Source organism: Enterobacter sp. SCRI0065, assembly GCF_059766475.1.
In genome coordinates this window covers 47,219-68,323 of record NZ_JCBAJB010000001.1, presented here as the reverse complement: position 1 = coordinate 68,323, position 21,105 = coordinate 47,219, and the positions used below count along the sequence as shown (strand labels likewise).

The following is a 21,105-nucleotide window of genomic DNA, read 5'->3' as shown; positions in this document are numbered from 1 at the left end:
CTTTGGTTGCCGTTTTGCTTGTTAACTCGGCCAAAGCCACGCGGCGCCGCGCACACCGCTGGAATCGCCATGCACCGCTTTGCGGATTGGGGTTTCGCATTCGCCGCCAAATACCCACTGCTTCACCAGATTCGGCACCGTGTGGTACAGCCGATCCACGTTGCTCATGCCACCGCCCAGTACGATCGCGTCGGGATCGAGAATATTGATAACGTGCGCCAGGGATTTCGCCAGACGCATTTCATAACGACTCAGCGCCAGTTCAGCAATCGGATCCTGTGCGTCGACGAGTCGCATGATCTCATTTCCTTTCAGCGGCTTACTGCTAAGTCGATGATAATCAGTGGCAAACCCGGTGCCGGAAATAAACGTCTCAATACACCCCTGCTTGCCGCAATAACACGGTACTTCAGCGCGATATTTCAGCTCATCCTCATCCATCCACGGCAGCGGATTATGTCCCCACTCGCCCGCCGTACCATTACCGCCGATATGGGCGCGCCCACCGAACGCCACGCCTGCGCCACAACCCGTGCCAATAATCACTGCAAAGACCGTCTGCGCGCCCGCGGCTGCGCCATCAATGGCTTCCGAGACGGCAAGGCAGTTAGCGTCATTCGCGAGGCGTACTTCGCGATTCAGTCGCTTGCTTAAATCCTTATCGAACGGCTGGCCGTTAAGCCAGGTCGAATTCGCATTTTTCACCACGCCAGTGTACGGCGAAATCGAGCCAGGAATGCCCATCCCGACGGTGCCAGTTTGCCCTGTGGCCTGCTCTGCCATTTCCACCAGAGACGCGATGGTCTCAATAGTCTGCGAGTAGTCGTCACGCGGGGTTGGCAGACGGTGGCGGAACATCTGCTCACCCTGTTCGCTCAGTGCAATGACTTCTGTTTTGGTGCCGCCCAAATCAATCCCAATACGCACAGGACACTCCTCATTTTTTTGATTATCAACAGAGTAGAAGTACCCTGCCCGATTAGCAATGCAAGCGCTGCGACAATTCGTTATCATGCCCGCTGATTTAACGACAAGGCCGTGGAAATTATCATGCTGTGGTTCAAAAATTTGATGGTTTACCGTCTCAGCCGCGACGTTTCGCTGCGTGCAGAAGAGATGGAAAAACAGTTAGACGCTTATACCTTTACCCCATGCGGTAGCCAGGACATGGCGAAAACCGGCTGGGTGTCTCCCATGGGTTCGCAAGGCGATGCTCTGACCCACACCACCAATGGTCAAATCATCCTCTGCGCTCGTAAAGAAGAAAAAATCCTGCCGACGCCGGTAGTCAAACAAGCGCTGGAAGCGAAGATCTTCAAGCTTGAGGCCGAACAGGGTCGCAAGCTGAAAAAAACCGAAAAAGATTCCCTGAAAGATGAAGTGCTGCATTCTCTGCTGCCGCGCGCATTTAGCCGCTTCAACCAGACCATGATGTGGATCGATACCGTTAACGATTTGATTATGGTTGACTGCGCCAGTGCCAAGAAAGCGGAAGATACGCTGGCCCTGCTGCGTAAGAGTCTGGGTTCACTGCCGGTGGTTCCGTTGACCCTGGAAAATCCAATCGAACTGACGCTAACCGAATGGGTTCGTAGTGGAAATCCTGCGCAAGGTTTCCAGCTACTGGACGAAGCAGAATTAAAAGCGATCCTTGAGGATGGCGGCGTGATCCGCGCGAAAAAACAGGATCTGGTCTGCGATGAAATCGCCGTGCACATCGAAGCGGGTAAACTGGTGACGAAGCTCGCACTCGACTGGCAGCAGCGTATTCAGTTTGTGATGTGTGACGATGGCTCGATTAAACGTCTGAAGTTTTGCGATGAGCTACGCGATCAAAATGAAGATATTGAGCGCGAAGATGTTGCCGGGCGCTTTGATGCCGACTTTATTCTGATGACGGGCGAGTTAGCGGCGCTTATCAAGAATCTGGTTGAAGGATTAGGCGGCGAAGCGCAACGCTAACCGATGATGCAGTGTGCCCCTCCTCAACAGGAAGGGCACATAAAATCATTTCAAATAACGGCACAGATAAGAGGTAGGCTCTGCAACCTGCAGATGAAACTCGCTGTGGCCAGGTACGTTAAAAACTTCGCCAGCGGTATACACTTTCCACTCAGTCTCATCTGGCAGCAGCACATTCAGCGCACCGCTGACGACCGTCATCTCTTCTGACTCCGCAGTTCCAAATGTGTATTCGCCTTCAGCCATTACCCCGACGCTCGCGCGGCCAGTGCTGCTGCTGGTAAAACCGATGGATTTCACTTTACCGGAAAAGTATTCGTTACTCTGAAGCATAAACTGGCCCTTATGTCTTTGGATAAAAATCCACTATAGGGGCCATCCTCCGTGCCTGTCACGTAAAATCATCAGGCCAATAATTCAGACGCCAGACGCGTCACCAGTACGTTCGAGAGCAGCACGGGGACATCAAGTGCCTTTTGCAGTAAATCGCGGTGGTGCTGATGAAAACCAAGACAATCGAGCATGAGCACATCCGCGCCCTGCTCCAGCAATTCTCGCCCTGCACAGATGAGTTTCTCCTCGCTATCCCAGATGGGATTCGCCAGCGCGAATAAGGGCTGCTTTTGCAGGAGCATCCATTTACTTGCCTGATCGTCGAGAAGTTCTTCAATCGGAACAATAACCCCTACCTGATGCCCATCCACAATCGAGGCCACCAGCGGAGGAATAATGCGCATCGGTTCGAGAAGGATAGAATTGCGTGCCACCAGTCCGGTAATCGGAGCCGTACTCATGAGCAGAATAACGTCGTAACCCTGGTTATCGAGCACCTCGATAACGCTTTGCAGAGCACGTTCGATTTTCTGGCGCGAGACATGCGCCAGTTTACCATCGCTTAATAATGTCGGCAGGGAATCGTCTCCCATTTCAATAGCGTAGTCTTCCATGACCTCATCCCGACTCAACTTACCTAACAGGCTAAGATGTGCGATCTGTTGTTCAGAGACATGCTCCGTTAAGAGCGGTAATACTTCGCTTACAGGGACCACCCCGATGGTGAGGATCGCCAAAGTCGCCTTCATGTTCGTCGCCTTTATTACTACCACTGCGGTATATCAGGCACGGGCTCAATACGCTGCGCGGCTCTTGTTTTAGAGTAAACAGGACAAAAGCGTAGCAGTTGATCTTTGCACCGAAATGTAAAGATCGACCGAGCCTTCCGAATGCGCCTGTAATAACTAGATATTAACTCCTGCTTAACATTCGCGTTGAGTCAAAAGTGTGATTCCGGCAACATTGTTATCGCTTTAAGAATATATTCAGGACTTTTCGGGATCTTCGTAACGCCGTTTCGCGTCCAGGGCTTCCTGCTCGGTCTCATGTTCGCTAATCAGGGAGTTGGGTTTGGGATGATCGGCGCGCAGCTGATACCAGGTCACGGTCTGGTCAGCATTACCTTTCTCGACGGTTTCAATGCGCGCTTCGCGTGGATAGGGAGGTTTGGTCGGCATAGTTCATCCTTTTTTCAGAGTTGAACTATGAGTATAGACCCCTGCTAACTGGCGCGAGCCAGACGCAGGACGGTAACAATATGGTTAACAACTTGATCCGGTGACTGTGAGGCATCGACAACGTGATGAGCCGCTTCGCGGTAAAGTGCATCTCGCTCGGCAAGGATTTCACTGACTTCTTCACTAATCGGCTTTCCGGTGAGCGTCGGCCGCTGCCCTTCTTCAGGAAAGGCCTCAAGACGTTCTACCAGCGTCGACACCGGCGCACAAAGGTAGATAACGACTCCCTTCTCACGCATAAACTGACGATTATAATCAGCCAGGATGATGCCTCCGCCGGTCGCAACAATGGTCGACGGCGCGGTGACGGCTTCCAGCGTCGCGGTTTCACGCGAACGGAAGCTGTCCCAGCCCTCTTTTTCGACTATCTCAGCGATGGAGTGCCCGGCATGCGTCTGTAGCCAGTGGTCGGTATCCACAAACTCGCTTTGACAAGCACGAGCCAGTTCGAGGCCAACGGTGGATTTTCCGCAGCCGCGAGGGCCAACTAAAAAGATGGGTTGGGTCATAACCAGGTGTTCCCCTTGATATCGCGAGGTTGCGGAGTGTGAAGTCGAAAAACGAGCAATAATACCATCAAACTAGTACATAAGGTAACGACAAGTTGCTCTACTGTATCATATTTGGCAATGCTTATCATTTCGCAGTACGGCGCTTCACTTCCAGCAGCCATTTATCCAGCTCAGCGGCAAACATCTGGCGATCGCGTTGAGATAACGTATCTGGCCCGCCGCTTTGCACGCCGCTGGCGCGCAGGGTGTCCATGAAGTCGCGCATAGTGAGCTTCTGGCGGATTGTCGCAGGTGAATAACGTTCGCCGCGCGGGTTCAGCGCTGATGCCCCTTTTTCGAGCACTTCTGCCGCCAGCGGAATATCAGCGGTAATCACCAAATCTTCGGGGCTGCACAAGCGCACGATTTCATTATCCGCAACGTCGAACCCGGCCGGGACGCGCATTGAGCGGATAAACTTTGAGGGCGGCACGCGGATATTCTGGTTCGCCACCAGCGTTAGCGGCATTTCAACACGGTCCGCCGCACGGAATAAAATCTCTTTGATGACATTCGGACAAGCGTCCGCATCAACCCAAATCGTCATATTATCTCCCCTGAATCACAATGGTGGCTATTGTCGCTTGCTTTTCGTTGTTAAGCTATAAAGCTATCAATCAGAGATAACAACGCATAATAACGGAGCGACATGATGGAGAAGAAAATCGGTTTTATTGGCTGTGGAAACATGGGCAAAGCCATTCTCGGCGGTCTGATTGCCAGCGGCCAGGTGCTGCCGGGACAGATTTGGGTGTACACCCCGTCACCGGATAAAGTCGCCGCATTACGCGATGAATATGGCATCAACGCCGCCGAAAGCGCGCAGGAAGTGGCTCAGATCGCGGATATCGTCTTCGGTGCCGTTAAGCCTAATATCATGATTAAAGTTCTGAGCGATATTACCTCCAGCCTGAACAAAGAGACGCTCGTCGTTTCTATTGCCGCAGGTATTACGCTGGATCAGCTGGCGCGCGCGTTGGGTCACGATCGCAAAATTGTTCGAGCCATGCCAAATACCCCATCGCTGGTCAACGCAGGGATGACGTCGGTCACGCCTAACGCGCTGGTTACGCCTGAAGACGTGGCAGATGTGTTGAATATTTTCCGCTGCTTTGGTGAAGCCGAAGCCATTGCCGAGCCGATGATCCATCCGGTGGTGGGCGTCAGCGGTTCTGCGCCGGCCTACGTCTTTATGTTTATCGAAGCCATGGCCGATGCCGCCGTGCTCGGTGGAATGCCGCGTGCACAAGCCTACAAGTTTGCCGCTCAGGCGGTGATGGGTTCTGCCAAAATGGTGCTGGAAACGGGTAAACATCCGGGCGAGCTGAAGGATATGGTGTGTTCACCTGGCGGGACGACGATCGAAGCAGTACGGGTTCTGGAAGAACGCGGATTTCGTTCTGCGGTGATTGAAGCGATGACCAAATGCATGGAAAAATCAGAGAGCCTGAGTAAATCCTGATGCTACCTTGCCGGGCGTCAGGCTGCCACTTCGGTGCGGTTGCGTCCGGCGTTTTTCGCTTTATAAAGCGCGACGTCAGCGGCTTTCAGCCATTCACGGTAGTGCCCAAACTCCGGCGTCCAGGGCGCAACGCCTACGCTGATGCGCATTTTAACCTGAGGCGCGCAAGGGAGCACTAAAGTCGCCAGGCGTTCATGAACGCGCGACATCGCGGCTATCGCACTCTCAGCGGGCGTGCCAACCATCACCACCGCAAATTCATCCCCGCCAAAGCGGCCAATAATATCTCCGGCGCGCAGAGCTAACTGCAACTGACGCGTAATCGCGATGATAGCTTCATCCCCAACATCATGCCCCCATGTATCGTTGATACTTTTAAAATGGTCGATATCGATAATTAAAATCGCCGCCTCACGATGATGGCGTCGACAGCTGTCATATTCATTGCGCAATAACGTTTCCCAATGACGGCGATTAAACACGCCCGTCATTCCATCCCGGGTGCTCATCATTTCAAGGTGGCGTTTATTCTCGGCCAGCCGAATGGCTGTCTGATGGCTTACCCAGGCAAACAGCAACGGATAGAGCACGATAACCGGCAACGCCAGCCATAATTCCAGGGGAGAGAGGGTAAAAGCAGGGGTTATTCCGGTGAGTTGCAACGTGACGATCGCGGTGACGGCGGTCATAATGGCCCCGGCGCAAAATAACCGCAATCCGCCCGCCCCCATCATATTCATGCCTATCATCATCGCCAGTGCTGCCGTTGGCAGAACATTCACGCCAACCAGACCCATCCACACGCCCGCCACAATGGCATCGGCTTTGAGATTATACATTTCACTACTGCGTGGATCGGCAGAACGACACGCCAGTTGCCAGGCAAGATGCGGCCAGATAAATGCCCAACCGACCAGCAGTAACCACCAGCCTCCAGGCGGAGCTTGCGCGACTAGCGCACCTGCAATCGGGAAAAACATCGCAGCCAGGCCAAACATACGCGGCAATCGAGCCTGCCGGGCGAACCGTATGCCGGAACGGTGATGGTCATCCTGAGAAAGGTTTTGATGCCACTCTTCTCGCGTGACGTCTTTATTGTAAAAGTTTTCATCATTCATAATTTTTGGGAACAATCTGAAACATTTTCCCAAATTATAGAGAGGCAACCCGCGGGGAAAGTATGATATTTCGGGTGAGCCGCGACGGCTGCTCACCCATTAGGACTACACTTTTTTCTTGAGACAAGCGCTCATAAACTTGCTGCGATCATCGCCTTTCAGCATTTGGTTGGTGGCTTGCTCGTTGCATTCACGCATCTTTTGCTGCTGAGGCGTCAGGCTTTTCTCGCCAGGTCTGGAGGTCGTATTTTTAAGGCAATCGCTCATATAGGTTTTGCGGGCGTCACCTTTCAACGTCTGAGCCGTAGCCTGCTGGTTGCAGCTCGTCATACGTTGTTGTTGAGGGGTAAGCGTTCTTTCTGCGGCAGTCGCCGAAGACATCAGAAACACGCCTGAGAGCAGGGTAACCAGTAATGTTATTTTCATTGCACCATCCTTATATGAAGGTTCACATTAAGTCTGGTTCGTCGCGGGGAAAAAACCACCCGACGGACGAGGTTTCCGCCGGGTTTTGCTTTTATTTCAGCGAGAGCGCCGACTTCATGGTGTAGAAGAGATCGGTTTGATCGGTCAGGCCTACCACATTCGCCGCATGTGGACCATACGCTGCAATACGCAGTTGCGTTCCGGTATGTTCCATCGACTCCTCTTCGGAGTTGCCGTAGCTCATCACCATTACTGCACCATCTTTGGTATTCAACGCCTGGGTCAGGCCAGGGGCTTTCGCATCTGGGGCAAGGATCTGACTCGCGTGGGCATGGTCTGCCGTCACCACCACCAGGGTATTACCGTCTTTCTTCGCGAACTCCAGTGCTTTTTGCACCGCTTCGTCCAGATCGACCGTTTCACCGATTTGTCCGCATGGATTTGCTGCGTGATCCTGTTTATCGATCGACGCGCCTTCTACCTGCAGGAAGAAGCCCTTCTCGCTTTTGCTCAGCAGTGAAATGGCTTTCTCAGTCATTTGCGCCAGTGTTGGCACACTGTCGTTACGTTTTTGATTTGGGGTACAGGTCACCGCTGGTTTGTCGAGGTTGCCATGATACGAGGCTTTCGGCCCTTCCCAACGGACCGGCATATTGCCTTCGGAGAACAAACCAAGCAGCGGTTTATCCTGGTTGGCTTCCGTTATCCCGGCCAGAGAGGTCGCATCGCTGACCATCTGATATCCACGCGCCTGAGCTTGCTCACGCAGGGTTTTCCCCTGCCAGTCGCCTGCCGTGGCGGTTTCCGCGAAGGTTTTCGCCCCGCCACCTAAGGTAACGTCAGCGCGGGCATTCAGCAGTTGCTCGGTAATTGAACCTTTACCGCCTTTTTCCAACGCGTTCGTTGGGCATTTTTCGCTGGTCATGGAGGGGCCATAGCATTTGCGCGAGGTCACGTGTGCCACTAACGCTGCAGGTGTCGCGTCCTGCAGTTCAGCCGTTGAAACGTTACCCGTTGCCAGGCCAGCCGCTTTTGCCCTCTCCAGGATGGTCTGGTGATCTTTTTCGTGAATATCGACGCCCAGCGCGCCGTTATACGTTTTAACGCCGGTTGACCATGCGGTTGCCGAGGCAGCAGAATCGGTGACGTAATCCGGTTTACCGGTTTTCTTGTCCAGCGCATAGTGGGTATATTGGCCGGTCAGCGGTAACGCATCAATACCTTTGAAAAAACCACCCGCGCCCTCAGCATAATTTCGCGCAGCGGTAATTTCGGAATCACCCATACCGTCGCCAATGAGCAGAATAATATTTTTGGCCGGTTTATCGTTTAACGATGCACGCAGCGCTGCTGTTTGATCTTCCGACAGACGACGTGCTCCGCCAGGCTGAGTGATATCACCCTGAGCCGCACGGTTTTCGAGTACCTGAGTTGGCGTTGTTTCGGCGTAAATTGCAGGGGTAAACATCAACGGGAATAATGCGATGAAAAGTGCGCTCTGTTTCAATTTATTTTCTCCATGTAAAAATACACAAAATAAAAACAGAGCAACTATAGGCATACCACATGACAGCACGATGACAGCTTTTCAGCTGCGGTGACTGATTAGCTTCGGGGATGCCGCAAAAGCTTCTTTACATATTGCTGTAGCATTTCGCTATCCTGAAGCGGCACTTGAGAGTCGGGCCTGGCATCCTCCAGAGCGCATTCGATACTTCGGATAAGCGCCTGCTGGTCATTCTGCGCCATTTGCCGCAGCAGGGCTGTAACGACGATTTCCAATGCTTCAACCTGTGCGACCAACTCTTTCGACTCTTCTTCCTTTTGGGCAAGCTTGACCAACAACTCTGCAATGAGATTTTTCATCGTGTATTTCCTTATCAGGTTTTTGCTGACGTTATCATTACGATGGAATTATGCAAAGAGGCGAAAAGTATTATCTTTATGAAAAAACACGCTATGTCGCAAATACCGATGAATCAGCCTCAGCGAAACGTTTTTCTATTATAAAAACCAATCACAAGGCCGATTAAAATTAGTGAGCGAGCCCTCAATTTCGCCTTCAAAAATTTAAGGCCCAGTTAATACATAATATATTCTTACTTAATTATACCTGGCTTTTTATATTCGAGACCCGTTGCCGACGATGGCGCAATGCCAGCGCGAGCTGAATAACATTCAACAAGACCACCACGGCCGTCGCGGCAAATACCCATCGGAACCCAGCCATCGCGGATACCGATGCCCCCATGAGCGGTCCAACCACGTTACCTAAATACATAAACGACTGGTTATAACCAAAGATTCGCCCGGTTACCCTGTCGCTTGAGTACTTCACCAGCAACGTTTGCACCGCCGGTAACATCGCGCCATCGGCAAAGCCCAGCAAGAAGCGCAACACACCCAACTGCAACGGCGACGTGACGAATGACATAGCAAAAAACAGCACTACGGCAAAGATTAACGTCGCCATCAAGATACGAGCAGTGCCAATACGATCCCCCAGCTTGCCCAGACGCGGCGCTGAAATGAGCGCAGAAACACCCGGCACAGCGGCAATCATCCCGCTTAGAAAAGCAATATTGTTGCTGTTCGGCTCCATTGATTTAATAAAGAGCGCCAGGATCGGCCCAATCGAACCGTTGCAGAGTTGAATAACCATGGTGGTGACAAAAAGGCTGAGCATTAACCCTGGATAAGGCAGCGTGGCAAAAACGGCCTTGCCGCTCAGACGATCGGCTTTGCTCACCGTCGGACGAGCACCTTCTTTGATCAGAAATAGCGTCACCAGAAAACTGACGACCAGCAGCATTGCCGTAATGAAAAAGACGGCGCGCAAACCGACATGGTCGGCCAGATACCCTCCCATTAAAGGGCCGCCGATAACACCGCTAATTTGTGCGGTAGAGAGGGTGCTGATTGCCCAACCGCTCCGCTCACGTGGAACCTGCGAGGCCACCAGCGCCATGGCATTGGGGATGTATCCTGACGTCAGCCCCATCACGCCACGCAATAAAAAGAGCTGCCAAACGTTGGTCGCAAAAGCTTGCAGCAGGATGGCAATCGCCATTCCCAGCGACGCGCGCAGCAGCATCAGTTTGCGCCCTTTCCTGTCCGCCAGGCTTCCCCACATGGGCGAGACAATCGCCGAGACTAAAAAAGTGATGCTGAACGTCAGTCCTGACCACATCGACAACGCTTCGTGCGACGAGACGCCCAACTGAGAAACATACAGGGGCAGGAAGGGTAAAATCTGGCTAATGGCAAGGCCGGTAAAAAAACAGCCAAACCAGACCGATATGAGGTTAACTTTCCACGATTCCATAACAGGCACTATCTTCATTTTTAGGCGAATTCGCCGTCAGATTAGCAAGTTACGCACGTTCTCGTAGCACCAGAGGTGCGACGACGATGACTTTGGTGTTTTATCTCCCCAGTCATCATATTTGTGAAACAAGTCACATTTTATCCACTTTTAGCTGGTGAATTATGCTTTAACGGCACAACCCAAATCCCCGCATCCCGAGGTGAAAGTGGTTAGCGTGCGCGGCATTGTACTCCGGCCCCAGACCATTGCCGTAATAGTCGCAGCTGGCACTTAACAGCGCCCGTAGCCAGGGATAGGTTTTTTCCTCTCGCCAGCCACGCAGCACCGTCACCCTCTGCCCGTTAGCCAGTTGAAATGCACTGATATCGAGGGCGTCAGCGCTGGCATGCTCGCTGCGTCGGGCATCAGGACGATGATAGATATTGCGACAGGCAAAACTGCCGACATGCTCTATTCGCGCCAGCTCACTCCCCATTAAGGTTTGGGTTAATGGGCGAGCCTGCTGATGAACAAACAGTGCCGAACTTAGCGCCAGCGGACAGCTGGCAATGAAACTGCTGCTCAGTGTCACGGGACCAAAATTACGCACGCGGACTACATCCGTCAGCGGGCAATCTCCTGCGCTATCGGCAAGCGTCTGAGTCTGGATAAGCTGCTTTTGATTTGCCTGCGATAGCAGACTTGCACATGCCTCTGGCGTCAGACGACGCAGCTTGTACTGGGTAATTTTTCCCGGCGGATCGTCAAGGTTAAGCGGCACAAAAGGGTTGTAATAAGACGGTAACCAGCGATAACCCATCACGGCGGCTCCCACGATAACGAGTCCAATAAGCAGGCTTTTCCCTCTCACATTATCTCCTCTTTTATGCGTCAAAACATTATGGCAGAAGGCGGCGAATCCCACAGGGCATCGTGGTATGTTATAGGCTTTTAGACAGACTGGAAGAGTGTGAGATGGCGAAGCAGCGGGTAGGAATTGTCTTTGGGGGAAAATCAGCAGAACACGAAGTGTCGCTGCAGTCGGCCAAAAATATCGTTGATGCGATTGATAAGAGCCGTTTTGATGTTGTCCTGCTGGGTATCGATAAGCAAGGCCAATGGCACGTTAACGATGCCAGCCAGTATTTGCTGAACGCGAACGATCCAGCACGCATCGCGCTTAATCCTTCTGAAATCAGCGTCGCGACAGTACCTGGCGTCGTGCAGGGGCAACTGATCGACGCGGGGAGCGCGCAGGCGCTGCCGCAACTCGACGTGGTGTTCCCGATTGTCCACGGTACCCTGGGCGAAGATGGCTCCTTACAGGGTATGCTGCGCATGGCTAATTTGCCGTTTGTCGGCTCCGACGTGCTGGGCTCCGCCGCCTGCATGGATAAAGACGTCACTAAACGCCTGTTGCGCGACGCCGGATTGAACATTGCGCCTTTCGTGACCCTCACCCGTGCCAATCGCGATAAACACAGCTTTGAACACATTGTTTCACAGCTCGGCCTGCCGCTGTTTGTCAAACCAGCGAACCAGGGTTCTTCCGTCGGGGTCAGCAAAGTCACCGACGAAGCGCAGTTCACCCATGCCGTGCGTCTGGCGTTCGAGTTCGATCATAAAGTGGTGGTTGAGCAAGGCATCAAAGGCCGTGAAATTGAATGTGCCGTCTTAGGCAACGATTTCCCACAGGCGAGCACCTGCGGTGAAGTGGTCCTGAACAGTGATTTCTACTCTTACGACACCAAGTACATTGATGACCAGGGTGCGCAAGTTGTGGTTCCTGCCGTGCTGGATCCCGACGTGAATGACAAGATCCGCGCGATCGCTATTGAAGCCTATCAGGCACTCGGCTGCGGCGGCATGGCGCGTGTTGATGTCTTTTTAACGGCAGATAACGAAGTGGTTATTAACGAAATCAACACGCTGCCTGGTTTTACCAATATCAGCATGTACCCTAAACTTTGGCAGGCCAGCGGTATCAGCTATCCGGAATTGATTACACGTCTTATCGAACTGGCGCTGGAGCGACATGCCGCAAACAGCGCCCTGAAAAGCTCCGTAAACGGTTAATCCACTTTCTCTGAGCTCTCCACGTTTTCTGCCGTCGCGTCTTCTGGCCGACGGCGGATAATGAATCCTGCCAGCCAGAAACAAATCACCCACGTTACCAACCCTACCGCATAGGTTTGCCAGCCTTTCGCTTCAAATCCCAGCAGCCCAATAACACCGTTCAGAATAAAAATCAGCCCAATCGCAAAGGCGTAGTAATGCCAGTCACGGCGTAGTTTGGCAGACAGGTTCATGGCAACTCCGGCAGAAAAAAAGATATCCTCTCACAGTTTTAGGATGCGGTCTGTGGTCGATGCGGAAATTCTTAAATGCGAATCAATTTTACTTAAGTCATGAAATTGTGATGTGAAGCAGAAATCGACAATCCAGGAGCATTCCCCAGGCCAAATTACCACGATTCTGATATTGACAAATGCTATGACCTGTCAGACTCACCTTGTACGACTGGCACGTGGCCAGAGTCATTTCGGGAGGTCTTTATGGCTGACTTTACATTGTCTAAGCCGATTTTTGGCGGCAAACAACCCAAAACCTCCGCACCGGGTAATATCGCCTATGCACTGTTTGTGCTGTTCTGTTTCTGGGCCGGTTCGCAGCTTCTGAATATTTTGGTTCACGCACCCGGTGTCTATGAACACCTGATGCAGGTTCAGGATACGGGCCGACCGCGCGTTGAGATTGGTTTTGGGGTAAGCACCATCTTTGGGCTGATTCCTTTCCTGACTGGTTGCGCGCTCCTTGGGATTGTCGCCCTTATTCTTCGCTGGCGGCGCTACCACTAGTATTATTTCAGCGCCATACAGCGTGCCCGACGGTCGTCAACGCGTTTAGCGAACCACGCCGTGGTCAGATTACGCGTGATCTTCGGGCTTTCTAACTGAATGCCCGGCAAGATTTCCTTCGGCAGCGTTTTCCCGCTTTTCTTTTCTGCCAGTGCATAAACCTGCTGGTAAAGTTCCGTTTTCTCGAACGCCAGGCTATCGCCCTTCTCCAGTTGATGGCGTATTTCGCTGTTACTCATATCCAGCTTTATGCCCAATTTGCGAACGGCCTGTTCGGTCGTTCCCGCTTCACGGCTTCCGTAAGCAATCAAATCACCGTCGAGTGCCAGCTTGCTTCCCGTGGCCCTATTGACCGCATTCTGGAACGCAGCATTACGACTGGCGTACCATCCGGCATTAAAATCGGCAAAGCGATACAGCGGTGCGCTGTAATTCGCGGGATAATTCAGCAGATGATAGGTACCAAACCACAGCCCACCGCGTAGGGAGAACACTTCCTGGCGCACCGTTCCGTCAATCTTCCACGGATAACCGCTGGCGTGTTTTTCCGCAAAAGCAATACTGACCTGCATCGGCCCGCCGGTATGCACCGGGTTAAGCGATCCAAATAGCGTCAGCCCCATCGGCACCATATTGATAAAGTCATCAAAAATGGCGCTAAGCTGTTTCTCGGTTTTCACCGTATCGAGCCTGTCGCTGTAGCTTTTGCCATTCGGTGAGGTGATTTTTAGCGCCGTGTGCACCAGGAAGACCGGGATGTGCATTTTCTCTGCCCGACGGTCTATTTCCTTCCAGGCGATTTTATTCAGACCCGGCACGGCAGGATCGGATTGATACATCGACTCCTGCTGCGCCACCGCCAGCACCGAACAGATGTTCTCTTCGCTGGGGGCAATCTTCTGGCTTTCGAACGTCTTCGCCAGCACTATCGCCCAGTCGTCGCGGTCTTTCACGCTGGCGGGCATTTTTTGGCGTACCACACTGGCTACATCAACGGGTTTCTCGCCTTTTTTTAGCGGAGCAGCCCCTTTCTCAGCACAGCCAGCCAACGTTAGAGCAGTCAGCACGGACAATGTTAACGTGCGTGGTACGGCAAACGGCATAGTCTTTCCCTGTTTTAACCTAAGGTATGGGTCACTTCCTGAAGATTCTGGTCGTCCAGCTCACGTTCAAAACTGCGTAAACGTTTGTAGATGGACATCAGTTCAACAAGCGTCGTCCACGAGCTTATCAAATACTGGAATGAACCGCGTACCTGACCGAAAACGTTAGTTATCTGAGTCATCAGACCCAACGTAATCGTACCCGCCACAATCGACGGAAACAGCAAGAACAAACCGAAAACATTATCCACTTGCAGATATAAAATGCGCGCGATGTTGAAATACATGTAATGGAAATAGAGACGGAAATAGTTACGACGTACTGCGCCAAACAGCTCGCGTACGGTGGGCGGTGAGGCTCGATTAGCATCATCTTCACCGTAGACCAGCTCCTTACGGTAGGCGGCCTCAACGCGCTGATTTTTGAACTCCAGTCCTGGAAGCTTGATCCCCACAACCGCCAACAATCCCGTTCCCATCAGCGACCAGACAATCGCCGCAATCACCAGACCATACGGGAGATGACCAATAATCGGCAGTTCAGGCACATGCGCAGAGAGCGTGACCAGAACCGGCAGGAAGGCGATAAGCGTCATGATGGCATTGATAAAACTGACCCCCATATTCTCAAGCGTAGAGGCAAATCGCATGGTGTCTTCCTGCACACGCTGCGCGGCACCCTCAATGTGACGCAACTGCTGCCAGTGCGCCATATAGTGTTCGTTCATCGCCGTACGCCAGCGGAACACATAGTGGCTGACAAAAAAGTTGTTCATCACGCCAATGATCACCGCAATAAGGGCAATCCCAAGGAATATGCCCACTTCATGATAGAACTGATCAATCGTGACTTTATGCGGTGAACTGAGCGCGGTCTGAATCAGATCGTAGAACGGCGCATACCAGGCGTTGACGGCCACACCCACCTCCACCAGGAACCAGGTGACAAAGACGATCAGCGACGTTCCCAGAATCGACCAATATTGCCAGCGATGCGGCGACCAGATGATCCAAAAAACCGCAAAAATGCCCACGCACACAGCGTAATAGGCATAAAAAAGCAGATAGCTCAGCGACCAAAAACGCGCGGCGCTAATGGGCACGTCACCCGTCGCACCGACCAGGCGTTCAACCCACGCCCCGCCACCCGCCTGCCAAAAAATGACGGCAAGCAGCGCCCAAATAAATGCCGAGAGGAAAAAAGGTCCCGGCTTTGGGAAAAAAGACTTAAACATAATGCTTCCTTCTTGTTGTTATGGCTGTTGCTGTGTTCAACACAATATCGTGTGACATACTGCCACGAGCCGCTCACCGGCTCGTGCAAAAAAAATAGACCTGAGCTTTGTAGGTTAGTTCGCTTTCCAGTCTGCAAGAATTGTTTCGGTGGATTTCACAACAGGTGGATTGTCGGGGGCCGTGAAGGTACGCCAGACGTCGTTATAATGATTAATCAATATTTGCGCCTGCGCTGCCGGACGATTTGCCGTGGTGTGCGCGTCTTGCGCGACGGTGATGTGATAGCCTCGGCTAACGCCGTTCTTAAGCGTGGTATCAACGCAATAATCGGTCGCGCAGCCGCAGATGACAAAACGGTCAATCCCTTGCTCGCTGAGCAGCGCTTGCAGCGTGGTGTTATAGAAGGCGTCGCAGGCCGTTTTTATCACATAAAATGCGCCCTCTGGCTGATGCAGTTCGGGCAATAGCGCGAATCCATCACTCCCTTCTTCCAGCCCACCAGCCTCAGTATGCTGAATAAAAATAATGGTATCGGCGGCCTGCGTAAGTTGGTTTATGCGTGAGACGCACTGTTCACGCTGATGACGAGGTGTCGCAAAGACCCCTTGCTGCATATCAATAACCATCACCACTCGCTTTTCTAACATCATTCCTCCAGGGATTGCTCTGCACGAAGGCCTATCATAAGCTTGATGTCACAAAATGGGAGAATGTGAGTAACGAAATTGTTCTTATTTACCCGTGGTTACGTTTTTCCCACTATCGTTATGCAATTCCCCCCATTGCACCACGCCGTTTAGTAGTATAAATACGCATTACTTTATTCATTCAATTTATGGATGCTCTTCGTTGAAACGTTGTCTGTTATCTATTGCCGCGCTGTGTGCGGTGAGCATATCAACGGCTCAGGCCGTCCAACCGCTGACGACCCCCGCTTTCGCTTCTGAGATTGCGGATCGCTATGCCAATCTTATTTATTACGGTAGCGGCGCGACCGGGATGGCAATGGTGGTGATTGATGGTAACCAGCGCGTCTTTCGCAGTTTCGGCGAAACGCGACCTGGCAACAATGTTCATCCCCAGTTGGATTCCGTGGTCCGTATCGCATCGTTAACGAAGCTGATGACCAGTGAAATGCTGGTTAAGATGCTCGATCAGGGTGTGGTTAAACTCAACGATCCGTTAAGCAAATACGCCCCTCCCGGCTCACGCGTCCCGACATATCAGGGCGCGCCGATTACGCTGGTGAATTTAGCGACGCATACCAGCGCCCTACCGCGTGAACAACCCGGCGGAGCGGCACACCGTCCAGTATTCGTCTGGCCCACGCGCGAACAACGATGGAGCTATCTCAGCACGGCGACGCTGAAATCTGCGCCTGGCGCGCAGGCAGCCTATTCGAATCTGGCATTTGATCTGCTGGCCGATGCCTTATCGACAGCGTCGGGCAAACCCTATACCCAACTCTTTGAAGAGCAAATTACCCGACCGCTGGGAATGAAAGACACGACTTTTACGCCTTCACCCGATCAGTGCAAACGCCTGATGGTGGCAGAGAAAGGAGCCAGCCCGTGTAACAATACGCTGGCGGCCGTTGGCAGCGGCGGGGTCTATTCCACGCCTGGCGATATGATGCGCTGGATGCAGCAATTCTTATCTTCGGATTTCCATGCTCGCAGCAACCAGGCCGATCGTATGCAGACGCTTATCTACCAGCGCAGTCAGCTGCATCGCGTTATTGGCATGGATGTGCCGGGCAAAGCCGATGCACTCGGCCTGGGCTGGGTTTATATGGCACCAAAAGAGGGTCGCCCCGGCATTATTCAAAAAACGGGCGGCGGCGGCGGATTCATTACCTATATGGCAATGATCCCCCAGTCGAATGTGGGTGCATTCGTGGTGGTCACTCGTTCTCCAATGACTCGTTTCGTCAATATGAGCGATGGCATCAATAATTTGGTTACCGAATTGAGCGGCAATAAGGCTCAGGTCGTTCCCGCATCCTGAATGGCTTAATATTCCGCGGGCAAACGGTTGATACTCACCAGTTTGCCCCGGTTCATATTAATATAATTCCCCTGTCTTAATGCCGCCAGGACCTCCGCCACAACAGAGCGTGAAATACGCGTACTGCGCTGAATATGATTCATCACGCCAATTTTTGATCGCAATGTTTCGTCCCATTCAGCCATCTCCATTAACATCGCCCGAATCTGGTTATACGAATTATTCCCTACCAGCTGCATATTCCGCTTTTCCATTATTCGGTTAATCCATGAGAGCCAACAAAATGCGTCTCGCCACAGATGATTTTTTTGAATTAAATTTCGAGTGGTGGTGGAAGGGAGGTAAAACCCGGAGCAGGGCGATTGAGCGATCAGCGTATATTCCTGGTGGCTTTCCATCATTCCCGCTGTCAGGCCAAAGATGAAAGGTCCAGGTATAATACTCATGAGTAGATCGTCATGTTGACGATGAATAGCCACAACGCCCGTTTGTAATACAAAGGTGTAATGTTCATTGTCATAGCAGTCACAGGTAATTGCGTGCTGCTGAGAAATTTTAAAAGGGGAACTTTCGGCCTTCAGGCATTGTTCGAGCCGGATAAATTCGGCAAGTGGCTTCTCATCAGGGTTCATGCAGACCTCGAGTCGTCCGTATCTGTCGGTTCTGTTTCATCGTGTTCTTATATATAAAAAAAGCGGGGAGATATTTCTCCCCGCGATTTAAGCACTACCAGGTATATTTCACACCCAGATTCGCGCCCCAGTTCTGGTCAACGTCGCCACCGCCCAGATAGGTTGCATCAGTATAGGTACTGAAGTTCTTGGTGAAGTTGAACTGTGTACCCAGACCTACGCGCACTGCAGAACCTTTGACGCCGTTATCGATGCTGTCACCGTTAACGTCCGCCTCATTACTCGCATCATCATAGACGTATGCCAGTTTGAAGTACGGAGTCAGGGCCTGTTCGCCGCCGTAGTTGAAAGTATAACCAGCGTCGATACCCGCTTCGTAACGCATGCTGTCATAAGACTGACCGTCCATCTGCATGTCGTTGCTCAGCTGGTAGTCATCACCAGACTGGAACAAGCCAGATACGGCTGCATAAGGCGTTACATAGCCAGAAAGATTCGGTTTCCAGTCATAGCCCAGCTTCAGACCAAAGCCCACGGCATCAGTGGTCGTATTGCCATCGACATACTGACCGTTACTCATGGTCGCAGAGAGATCGTTATTGAAGCGGGTGTAGTTCAGAGAGCCATCAACAAAGACATCGTTAGCAAACTTCGCCGAGGTGTAAATCATGGCAGTCTGGCTATCCTGGTCAACCTGACCAGTACGATCGCTGATATCACCTTTCGCAAAGCCCGCTGCACCACCGACGATCCATTTTGCGTTGTTACCGTCAATCTGCGTATCCAGACCAACCATAATTCCGCTCACGTCCTGATCGTAGCTGATCTCGCCGTTATCAGTGTCGAAGTTGCCACCGAAGTAGCTCACCCATGCGCCGCCGTTATCTGCCAGGCCATGACGGCTGTTGGTCAGACGGGTGCTAAGGGTATCCTGCTGCAAGTTCCAGATATTGGTGTTAGCAGAAGGAATGCTCAGCGCCATATTAGCGTAGTCGGTCAGCTCTTCCTGTTGCAGAACAACGGTATCGCCTTTCTGCTGTGCCTGATAGGTATATGCACCTAAATCGGCTTTGTTGGCAGCAGTGAAGCTAGCCTGAGTGTCCGCATTGTTATCATAAACACGGACAATCTCATGGTTGTTGTAGTCAGCAACTGAACCCGCACCGGTCGCATTGTCGATACGCACCTTATAGTTCCCGGCAACATCACCGTTAACCGCCAGATGGCCATCAGAGTTCAGCGCCACGACACCGTAGTCGTAATCTGCTTTGGTGTTATCGTTAGTGATATAGCGTGCATTGTTCAGATCGGAATTCAGCACATAATCGCGGCTGGCCACATTCAGTACGCCACCGTCGGTCAGCACCATGCTGTGTGTGTCTACTTGACCCAGACCCAGTGCTAACTCGGCACCGTTATCCACGGTGATGGTATTTGCATACAGCTCAGCGGTTTCTTCTGTCAGAGCCGCGCGGCTATAGCTGTCCAGATAGAGACTATCCGTTGCCACTGCACCGCTATCACCGATGTTCAGTGTAGAACTATTGGTCAAGCCGATGGAGTCTGCCAGCAGGCCAGAGTTTTCAACATTAACCTGTGACTGATGGTTCACAGCCAGCTTATCAATGTTAGAGACCTTACGGGTATCCCACTCAGAACCGTTATCCAGCGTCACGTTGAACAGGCCGCTCTGATAAACTTCTTCACCCGCGACGTGGCCGTTAGTATCGAAGGTTGAATCAGGCCAGATGCTGTTTGGTGACAAGGTGGACCAGTCGACTTCACTGTATCCCAAACCGTACATTTGCGCGGTGCCAATAGCCTCAACGCTGGACTGCGCTGCGCCTACCCATTTGCTGCCGTTGGTCAGCGTGACATCCAGCTTATCTGTACCATCCCAACCGTTGGTTGTTGGGTTATACACACCATCAGCAGTGGTATCCGTTGCCGGATCGCCATTTTCGAAGAAGTTGTTATCGAAGGTGCTGGTGAACAGAATGTCGCCAGTGACGGTTGAATGATCAAACGTTGCGGTGGTTTGCATAGCGTTATCTGCAGCACTCGCTGCCACGATCAGTGCAGCATCATCCGCGCCGCTGGCATTGGTTTCGCCGTAATCACTCGGCTTAGCACTTTGCCCGTAGAAGCCGTTGGTACCCAGGTCACTGTACGCACCGGACGTCAGAACAGAGTCTTTCACCACCAGCGTATCGGTAAAGACATTGCTGCTATTGGCAACACCCTCAACGCCATCATAAGGCGTGTTATCCAGCTCCTGATAACCCTGCGTCAGGGTGATACCCGCGACATGGGAGTTATTCTGGATGACGATATCGGATTCAACATCCAGCGTAATCGCATTACCCAGTGCGTAAGTGTCTAAATACTGGGTGTCAGTATTATCACCATTAATAACGTCATAAGCATAATGCTCATAAGTATCATTGATGGTGGTATTATCTACCGTCAGGCTAAAACGATCGTACTGTGAATGGGCAGTACCGTCTGTATCCATACCGTCGGAACATGCAGTGGTCACACACTCAGAGGTGATCATCCCATTAATGGTGCTATTGGAAATGCTCAGGGAATTCGCGCGGCCATTAATCCCATCGTCGAGATAGTAGGTTGAGATAACCCCATTGACCGTTGATTTATTGATTACGGGATAAATATCGCCATCGTGTGTGGCATCCGAGTCATCCCAGTCGGAATAGCCATAATACCAAGGCGTAGATGCAGTGTTATCGTATCCAAAAGTATTATAAGTGGTTCCGGAAATATCTTTAGCATTAGCCTGAGAAGCGATAGCCAACGTACAGGCTAATGCAATTTGAGATACAGCGAGTTTCTTTTTCCATGTTTGCATTGA

At 52.0% G+C, this 21,105-nt stretch carries 23 protein-coding genes; 5 read left to right on the top strand and 18 right to left on the bottom strand.

The features are described from left to right. Positions 1-21 precede the first annotated feature (21 nt). On the bottom strand, positions 22-927 hold the full coding sequence (gene mak / locus AC6EMZ_RS00325; RefSeq protein WP_498400379.1) for a fructokinase: 906 nt from the start codon (positions 925-927) through the stop codon (positions 22-24). Positions 928-1,050: 123 nt separating this feature from the next. Between mak and rdgC the strand changes: the two genes are divergently transcribed. Then, a complete protein-coding gene (gene rdgC, locus AC6EMZ_RS00320; RefSeq protein ID WP_498400378.1) occupies positions 1,051-1,962 on the top strand; it encodes a recombination-associated protein RdgC in 912 nt (303 codons plus the stop codon). A 45-nt stretch (positions 1,963-2,007) separates the two neighbouring features. Here the strand turns inward: rdgC and ppnP are convergent, their stop codons facing one another. The 5 genes from ppnP to AC6EMZ_RS00295 all read right to left on the bottom strand — a co-directional run bounded on the left by ppnP (position 2,008) and on the right by AC6EMZ_RS00295 (position 4,631). Beyond that, positions 2,008-2,295: a pyrimidine/purine nucleoside phosphorylase gene (ppnP, locus tag AC6EMZ_RS00315; RefSeq protein ID WP_498400377.1), complete on the bottom strand. Its 288-nt coding sequence runs from the start codon at positions 2,293-2,295 to the stop codon at positions 2,008-2,010. 71 nt (positions 2,296-2,366) lie between these two features. Next, positions 2,367-3,044 (bottom strand): AroM family protein, encoded by a 678-nt coding sequence (locus AC6EMZ_RS00310; RefSeq protein ID WP_498400376.1) that lies wholly within the window; start codon positions 3,042-3,044, stop codon positions 2,367-2,369. A gap of 237 nt (positions 3,045-3,281) precedes the next feature. Beyond that, on the bottom strand, positions 3,282-3,473 hold the full coding sequence (gene yaiA / locus AC6EMZ_RS00305) for a protein YaiA (RefSeq protein WP_498400375.1): 192 nt from the start codon (positions 3,471-3,473) through the stop codon (positions 3,282-3,284). A gap of 44 nt (positions 3,474-3,517) precedes the next feature. Then, a complete protein-coding gene (gene aroL / locus AC6EMZ_RS00300; RefSeq protein WP_498400373.1) occupies positions 3,518-4,042 on the bottom strand; it encodes a shikimate kinase AroL in 525 nt (174 codons plus the stop codon). Positions 4,043-4,169: 127 nt separating this feature from the next. Next, complete coding sequence (locus AC6EMZ_RS00295; protein ID WP_498400371.1) at positions 4,170-4,631, bottom strand: YaiI/YqxD family protein; 462 nt, start codon at positions 4,629-4,631, stop codon at positions 4,170-4,172. 105 nt (positions 4,632-4,736) lie between these two features. Here AC6EMZ_RS00295 and proC point away from each other — a divergent pair, with 105 nt between their 5' ends. Then, positions 4,737-5,546, top strand: a complete 810-nt coding sequence (gene proC, locus AC6EMZ_RS00290) for a pyrroline-5-carboxylate reductase (protein WP_498401446.1) — start codon at positions 4,737-4,739, stop codon at positions 5,544-5,546. 17 nt (positions 5,547-5,563) lie between these two features. Here the strand turns inward: proC and adrA are convergent, their stop codons facing one another. The 6 genes from adrA to AC6EMZ_RS00260 form a co-directional block, all read right to left on the bottom strand. Next, entirely contained in the window at positions 5,564-6,667 is a 1,104-nt protein-coding gene (adrA, locus tag AC6EMZ_RS00285; RefSeq protein WP_498401445.1) for a diguanylate cyclase AdrA, read from the bottom strand. 102 nt (positions 6,668-6,769) lie between these two features. Beyond that, the gene (psiF, locus tag AC6EMZ_RS00280; protein WP_498400370.1) at positions 6,770-7,090 is read right to left on the bottom strand and encodes a phosphate starvation-inducible protein PsiF; all 321 of its coding nucleotides are present in this window, start codon (positions 7,088-7,090) and stop codon (positions 6,770-6,772) included. A gap of 91 nt (positions 7,091-7,181) precedes the next feature. Beyond that, positions 7,182-8,597 carry an alkaline phosphatase gene (gene phoA, locus AC6EMZ_RS00275; protein ID WP_498400369.1) on the bottom strand — a complete coding sequence of 472 codons (1,416 nt, stop codon included), beginning with the start codon at positions 8,595-8,597 and terminating at the stop codon, positions 7,182-7,184. A gap of 98 nt (positions 8,598-8,695) precedes the next feature. Continuing rightward, a complete protein-coding gene (gene iraP / locus AC6EMZ_RS00270; RefSeq protein ID WP_498400368.1) occupies positions 8,696-8,956 on the bottom strand; it encodes an anti-adapter protein IraP in 261 nt (86 codons plus the stop codon). 241 nt (positions 8,957-9,197) lie between these two features. Beyond that, positions 9,198-10,415: a multidrug efflux MFS transporter gene (locus AC6EMZ_RS00265; RefSeq protein WP_498400367.1), complete on the bottom strand. Its 1,218-nt coding sequence runs from the start codon at positions 10,413-10,415 to the stop codon at positions 9,198-9,200. Between the two features lie 169 nt (positions 10,416-10,584). Next, positions 10,585-11,268, bottom strand: a complete 684-nt coding sequence (locus AC6EMZ_RS00260; RefSeq protein WP_498400366.1) for an extensin-like domain-containing protein — start codon at positions 11,266-11,268, stop codon at positions 10,585-10,587. A 104-nt stretch (positions 11,269-11,372) separates the two neighbouring features. Between AC6EMZ_RS00260 and ddlA the strand changes: the two genes are divergently transcribed. Then, a complete protein-coding gene (gene ddlA, locus AC6EMZ_RS00255; protein ID WP_498400365.1) occupies positions 11,373-12,473 on the top strand; it encodes a D-alanine--D-alanine ligase in 1,101 nt (366 codons plus the stop codon). Here ddlA and AC6EMZ_RS00250 read toward each other — a convergent pair. Then, positions 12,470-12,706, bottom strand: coding sequence for a DUF2754 domain-containing protein (locus AC6EMZ_RS00250; protein ID WP_498400364.1), 237 nt, complete (start codon positions 12,704-12,706; stop codon positions 12,470-12,472). The two genes, ddlA and AC6EMZ_RS00250, sit on opposite strands and share 4 nt — an antisense overlap. Before the next feature lie 246 nt (positions 12,707-12,952). Here AC6EMZ_RS00250 and AC6EMZ_RS00245 point away from each other — a divergent pair, with 246 nt between their 5' ends. Then, positions 12,953-13,255, top strand: a complete 303-nt coding sequence (locus AC6EMZ_RS00245) for a DUF2755 family protein (RefSeq protein ID WP_498400363.1) — start codon at positions 12,953-12,955, stop codon at positions 13,253-13,255. A 2-nt stretch (positions 13,256-13,257) separates the two neighbouring features. Here the strand turns inward: AC6EMZ_RS00245 and AC6EMZ_RS00240 are convergent, their stop codons facing one another. The 3 genes from AC6EMZ_RS00240 to AC6EMZ_RS00230 form a co-directional block, all read right to left on the bottom strand. Next, complete coding sequence (locus AC6EMZ_RS00240; RefSeq protein ID WP_498400362.1) at positions 13,258-14,358, bottom strand: DUF1615 domain-containing protein; 1,101 nt, start codon at positions 14,356-14,358, stop codon at positions 13,258-13,260. 14 nt (positions 14,359-14,372) lie between these two features. Then, positions 14,373-15,593 carry a peptide antibiotic transporter SbmA gene (gene sbmA, locus AC6EMZ_RS00235; RefSeq protein ID WP_498400361.1) on the bottom strand — a complete coding sequence of 407 codons (1,221 nt, stop codon included), beginning with the start codon at positions 15,591-15,593 and terminating at the stop codon, positions 14,373-14,375. Positions 15,594-15,707: 114 nt separating this feature from the next. Beyond that, positions 15,708-16,241: an isochorismatase family protein gene (locus AC6EMZ_RS00230; RefSeq protein WP_498401444.1), complete on the bottom strand. Its 534-nt coding sequence runs from the start codon at positions 16,239-16,241 to the stop codon at positions 15,708-15,710. 202 nt (positions 16,242-16,443) lie between these two features. Here AC6EMZ_RS00230 and ampH point away from each other — a divergent pair, with 202 nt between their 5' ends. Beyond that, complete coding sequence (gene ampH / locus AC6EMZ_RS00225) at positions 16,444-17,601, top strand: D-alanyl-D-alanine-carboxypeptidase/endopeptidase AmpH (protein WP_498400360.1); 1,158 nt, start codon at positions 16,444-16,446, stop codon at positions 17,599-17,601. A gap of 5 nt (positions 17,602-17,606) precedes the next feature. On the opposite strand, the gene AC6EMZ_RS00220 is transcribed toward ampH, so the two are convergent. Together AC6EMZ_RS00220 and AC6EMZ_RS00215 are read right to left on the bottom strand one after the other, a co-directional pair. After that, positions 17,607-18,233 (bottom strand): helix-turn-helix domain-containing protein, encoded by a 627-nt coding sequence (locus AC6EMZ_RS00220; RefSeq protein ID WP_498400359.1) that lies wholly within the window; start codon positions 18,231-18,233, stop codon positions 17,607-17,609. Positions 18,234-18,327: 94 nt separating this feature from the next. Next, a complete protein-coding gene (locus tag AC6EMZ_RS00215; protein ID WP_498400358.1) occupies positions 18,328-21,102 on the bottom strand; it encodes an autotransporter YaiT-related protein in 2,775 nt (924 codons plus the stop codon). Positions 21,103-21,105 lie beyond the last annotated feature (3 nt).

Coding starts and splice junctions, on each gene's coding strand:
- rdgC (WP_498400378.1), top strand. CDS start 1,051: ATGCTGTGGTTCAAAAATTTGATGGTTTACCGTCTCAGCCGCGACGTT.
- ppnP (WP_498400377.1), bottom strand. CDS start 2,295: ATGCTTCAGAGTAACGAATACTTTTCCGGTAAAGTGAAATCCATCGGT.
- AC6EMZ_RS00310 (WP_498400376.1), bottom strand. CDS start 3,044: ATGAAGGCGACTTTGGCGATCCTCACCATCGGGGTGGTCCCTGTAAGC.
- yaiA (WP_498400375.1), bottom strand. CDS start 3,473: ATGCCGACCAAACCTCCCTATCCACGCGAAGCGCGCATTGAAACCGTC.
- aroL (WP_498400373.1), bottom strand. CDS start 4,042: ATGACCCAACCCATCTTTTTAGTTGGCCCTCGCGGCTGCGGAAAATCC.
- AC6EMZ_RS00295 (WP_498400371.1), bottom strand. CDS start 4,631: ATGACGATTTGGGTTGATGCGGACGCTTGTCCGAATGTCATCAAAGAG.
- proC (WP_498401446.1), top strand. CDS start 4,737: ATGGAGAAGAAAATCGGTTTTATTGGCTGTGGAAACATGGGCAAAGCC.
- psiF (WP_498400370.1), bottom strand. CDS start 7,090: ATGAAAATAACATTACTGGTTACCCTGCTCTCAGGCGTGTTTCTGATG.
- iraP (WP_498400368.1), bottom strand. CDS start 8,956: ATGAAAAATCTCATTGCAGAGTTGTTGGTCAAGCTTGCCCAAAAGGAA.
- AC6EMZ_RS00265 (WP_498400367.1), bottom strand. CDS start 10,415: ATGGAATCGTGGAAAGTTAACCTCATATCGGTCTGGTTTGGCTGTTTT.
- ddlA (WP_498400365.1), top strand. CDS start 11,373: ATGGCGAAGCAGCGGGTAGGAATTGTCTTTGGGGGAAAATCAGCAGAA.
- AC6EMZ_RS00250 (WP_498400364.1), bottom strand. CDS start 12,706: ATGAACCTGTCTGCCAAACTACGCCGTGACTGGCATTACTACGCCTTT.
- AC6EMZ_RS00245 (WP_498400363.1), top strand. CDS start 12,953: ATGGCTGACTTTACATTGTCTAAGCCGATTTTTGGCGGCAAACAACCC.
- AC6EMZ_RS00240 (WP_498400362.1), bottom strand. CDS start 14,358: ATGCCGTTTGCCGTACCACGCACGTTAACATTGTCCGTGCTGACTGCT.
- sbmA (WP_498400361.1), bottom strand. CDS start 15,593: ATGTTTAAGTCTTTTTTCCCAAAGCCGGGACCTTTTTTCCTCTCGGCA.
- AC6EMZ_RS00230 (WP_498401444.1), bottom strand. CDS start 16,241: ATGTTAGAAAAGCGAGTGGTGATGGTTATTGATATGCAGCAAGGGGTC.
- AC6EMZ_RS00220 (WP_498400359.1), bottom strand. CDS start 18,233: ATGAACCCTGATGAGAAGCCACTTGCCGAATTTATCCGGCTCGAACAA.
- AC6EMZ_RS00215 (WP_498400358.1), bottom strand. CDS start 21,102: ATGCAAACATGGAAAAAGAAACTCGCTGTATCTCAAATTGCATTAGCC.